We start from the raw sequence: 3378 nt of genomic DNA on the forward strand, positions 1-3378 counted from the left end.
AGGACACGCTGGACAGTGCGGTGGAAACCCGCGCTGAACGCGTTCGCGATCACCTTCGCCGACCGCTGGCCGGCAGCAGAAACCTACTAACCAAAAATGCTGGAAACACCGAAAACGTTACAGACCCGTTTTACGGATAAGCAACGGAGCGATTTGAATAGTTTTGCGGAAAGGTGGGGCTGGGCGACCGAGCGCGTCCAAGAATTTGGATGGACTGAGGTGATCACATGGTGAGGCCCAACCGCCGCCGGAAAACACGGGTGGGGATTGTTGTGTTTGTTCCTGCGGTGATAGTGCTCATAGTTGTCGTGTACTTCTTCTTTGCTCTCCAGCGACCAACCGAGGCCGAACTGGAAGGTACATGGGTCCACTCTGGTCCCGGGGGTCGTGAAGCTACCTTGACGCTCAACGACGACGGATCCTTCACCGCTTCAGTACCCCAGCAGATATTTACGGGCCCAAGCTCAAGATTCTGGGGTGAAAGTCTGGATTGGAAGAATTTCCACGAGGCTCACGGAAAATGGGAGGTGTCACAGAGTCACAATGATTTACTCGGAAGCAGTCCGAAGATCAGAATCACCATCTTTGCAACAGAGGATTTTTCAGGATACGGAACCAGTATGTCGAGCTTTGGCGTCGGTCCCTGGCGATCCCTTGCCATTTACTATGGGCCTGCGGACAACGAAGACCAGTTCGACTTCACGAAACAATGACTGCTACTGGGTGAGAGAAGCCCAGTGCGCTGCAAAAGGGTGAGTGCTGACGAGCTTTGGGTAGCAGAATCCGACTTCGCGAGCCGCACTGCGACAATCAATTTCGTCGACAGCAGTCCGTAGCATCGCAGTCTCGTCCCCTTTACGAGCAGCTGATGCTGACCAACCTCCAGGAAGCCGTTTCTGACGCGGTAAGCGATGGCATCCCAGGCCAAATGGTCGTGGAACAAGGTCGGGAGCTGAAATTCTCACAAGGGCCGGGAGACATATACCCCGTGTTGATTTACGCTCGGAAGGCTGAAAAGTGATTGATCGAAAAGACCTGAGGATTCCGCGCCTGATAGAGCCTCAAGGGGGCATCGTACGGACAGATCCACACGTTCCGTTCGTTTTCCTCACTGACCTGGGCGAGGCCTTTTACGACATCAGCGCTTCCAACCAAGGCGAGCCCCTGAGCTATCAGGACGGAGATGTCGCCTTCGAATTGCCCGATGCGCCAACGAACATCCTGTACCTCGAGTTCGGTACGCGGGATGTTCCTTACCTGTCGCGGGTAGAACTCGGTCGAGTTCCTCCGCTACTCCCGCCGGGTTTGGCGCCGAGGACGGCTGCCGAAGCCCTGATCGTTCCGTTTCTACCTGTAGTCAAACTAGGTGCCTTCACGCCGCCCCATCGGCGCGACGGGCAGCTAAACGTCAGTGTGATCCGCGAGGTCTTCCTCGAGCTACTCCCGCTCTACTACCGAATTTCTTGGGAACGCGAGAGCCCGACGACAATCTTCGATTGCGGACCCGTGAGGTGGGGTTCCGTCGGCGCAACGATTGTCTGCCTCGACATCGAGATTGCCAGCCTCGACATGACCGATGAATTCGATCAGCGCATAGCCGAGGGACCGCTCCGCGAGTGGCCGGCTGCCACCATCTCCGACCTTTATCTCACATACCTCGACAGGGGATGACGGTGACCATCAGTCGCGTTTCGGTGTTGGTTCAGACACCCAATCTCACCGTCTCGGAGATCACGGAACTCTTGAGGACGGCGCCGACTACGGGTACTTCAGTCGCGACCCAGTGTCCCCCATCAGTGCTCCAAGCCTCGTCCGCTTGCACTCCACTTGGGCTCTCGAATCTTCAGTTTCGAACGAGGTGGATCTCGGGCCACACGTGGCGAGCTTCGAGTCGATTTTTGACCGGCTCCACGCGTTGTCTAGCCTCAACCTGGTGGTGAACCTTTCCGTTATGGCCTACGGCAGTTCAACCGGCTGGCCCCTCTATGTGGGCCCGGCCGTCTTGGAGGATCTGGCGAGTGTCCCGTGCGGGATCTCTGTCGATATGTTCAACGAACTCGGGTGGCGGGGCTGAAACGTCCGGCCTGACTTTGACCGTCTATCGAATCGGAGATGCAAGTGGCGCGACACCAAACTCGACTAGTAAGCCGACGAGAATCGACCTGTTCGGGTATCGAACGAACGCCGGATGCGGCTCAGACGCTTTGGTGGCAGGAATCGGTGAGATGGTGACTTGGAGCCGGCGCCGCATGAGGGTCGTGCCGACGGCGCTTGCCCTGACCAGTGCCCTCACGCTCGGCGGTTGCTCATTGACAGAACTCGACCCGTCGTCGAAAGTCGAGCAAACAATATCGCGGTCGAGTCTCGTGGGAAGTTGGGTCGCCACTTCAACAGAAGACCACTCTGGAAATCTGACGCTGACTAGCGACGGAACCTGGTCGGCGACCCAATTTCCGACCGCGCTATTCGACGCACCCGCAAGCGAAGAGAGCGTCAGTCAGTCGCCGCTTTCATCACTTGACGGCACTTGGGTGTTAGCGGCCATGGGAGACTGCCCGTAGGTGGCCAGTAGTTCTGCCCGCTGGTGGCCATGGGAATTGCCCGCTGGTGGCCACGAGTTCTGCCCACTTCTGTTTCGTACCCGGACGCGTTAAGCGCCGGGAGCCTCTTCCTGCGATTTGATGACGATGTCTAAGTCGCATCAAACCGGTTTCAGGAAGAGGCTCTGAATGAAGTCTGACGGAGAAATCATGGAAATACTCGCCGCATTCGACCTGACGGGATCGCTGCGCGCTACCGCAGCTCTTGCCGGGTGTTCGCATCACACCGTCGCCAAGCACGTCGCCGCCCGCGACGCCGGCCAACCGATCGCCCAGGTCGCGTCCCGGCCTCGGGTGACGGATGCGTTCCTGCCGAAGATCGAGGAATGGGTCGAAGCGTCCCAAGGCAAGATCCGTGCCGATAAAGCCCACGAGAAACTTCTCGCGCTCGGCTACGACGGTTCAGCACGTTCGTCACGGCGTGCGGTCGCGCAGGTTCGCACGGCGTGGCAGTTCGGCCGGGTCCGGGTGCATCGGCCCTGGGTCACGGAGCCTGGCCAGTGGTTGCAGTACGACTTCGGTGACGGCCCGATCATCAGCGGCGTGAAGACGGTGTTGTTCGTCGCGTGGGTTGCATGGTCACGGTTCCGCATCGTGATCGCGTTGCGGGACAGGACAGCACCTTCGGTGTTCGCGGCGCTGGATCGTACGTTCCGGATCCTGGGTGGTGCGCCGACGTATGTGCTGACCGATAACGAGAAAACCGTCACCGTCACCCATATCGCCGGGGTGCCGGTCAGGAACCAGCAGACCGTGGACTTCGCCCGCCATTACGGAG

At 58.7% G+C, this 3378-nt stretch carries 2 protein-coding genes and 1 pseudogene; all 3 read left to right on the plus strand.

Annotated features, from left to right (window positions below; all coding sequences use genetic code 11):
* The first annotated feature begins 227 nt into the window (after positions 1-227).
* Entirely contained in the window at positions 228-713 is a 486-nt protein-coding gene (locus B7R22_RS18965; RefSeq protein WP_147305478.1) for a hypothetical protein, read from the plus strand.
* A 304-nt stretch (positions 714-1017) separates the two neighbouring features.
* Positions 1018-1671, plus strand: coding sequence for a hypothetical protein (locus B7R22_RS18665; RefSeq protein ID WP_116413177.1), 654 nt, complete (start codon positions 1018-1020; stop codon positions 1669-1671).
* 1058 nt (positions 1672-2729) lie between these two features.
* Positions 2730-3378: pseudogene (locus tag B7R22_RS18675) on the plus strand (DDE-type integrase/transposase/recombinase); the annotation flags it as partial.

The organism is Subtercola boreus, from assembly GCF_003399635.1.
Classification (GTDB): domain Bacteria; phylum Actinomycetota; class Actinomycetes; order Actinomycetales; family Microbacteriaceae; genus Subtercola; species Subtercola boreus_B.

What these genes read in the sequence shown, in the direction of transcription:
- B7R22_RS18965 (WP_147305478.1), top strand. Translation starts at nt 228, where the DNA reads ATGGTGAGGCCCAACCGCCGCCGGAAAACACGGGTGGGGATTGTTGTG.